Origin of the sequence: Streptomyces viridochromogenes, assembly GCF_001270495.1 — a bacterium.
Lineage (GTDB): Bacteria > Actinomycetota > Actinomycetes > Streptomycetales > Streptomycetaceae > Streptomyces > Streptomyces viridochromogenes_A.
Genome location: NZ_LGUR01000167.1, coordinates 1 through 251, shown reverse-complemented (window position 1 = coordinate 251; position 251 = coordinate 1). Strand labels below are relative to the sequence as shown.

Annotated in this window: 1 protein-coding gene; it reads right to left on the bottom strand. The window is 71.3% G+C overall.

Translation table 11 applies throughout. From position 1 onward, the window contains the following. The coding region (locus tag ADK36_RS17095) for an alpha/beta fold hydrolase (protein WP_159391166.1) at positions 1 to 251 on the bottom strand (251 nt) is incomplete at both ends.

Genomic DNA, 251 nt, shown 5'->3' with positions numbered 1-251 from the left:
AGGCTGTGGTCCATGTTGGAGTCGAGCGTCATCGCGCGGACGCGGTGCGGGTAGCGCTCGGCGTACTGCTGGCCGATCGCGGTGCCATAGGAGACGCCGTAGTAGCTGATCCGCTTCTCGCCGAGGCCGGCGCGGATCGCGTCCATGTCACGGACGACGCTCCCGGTGTCCATGTGGTCGGCCAGCGGCCCGGTGAGGTCGCGGCAGCTCTCGCCGAGCGCGCGGTTCGCCGCGCGGAGGGCGGCGAAGGA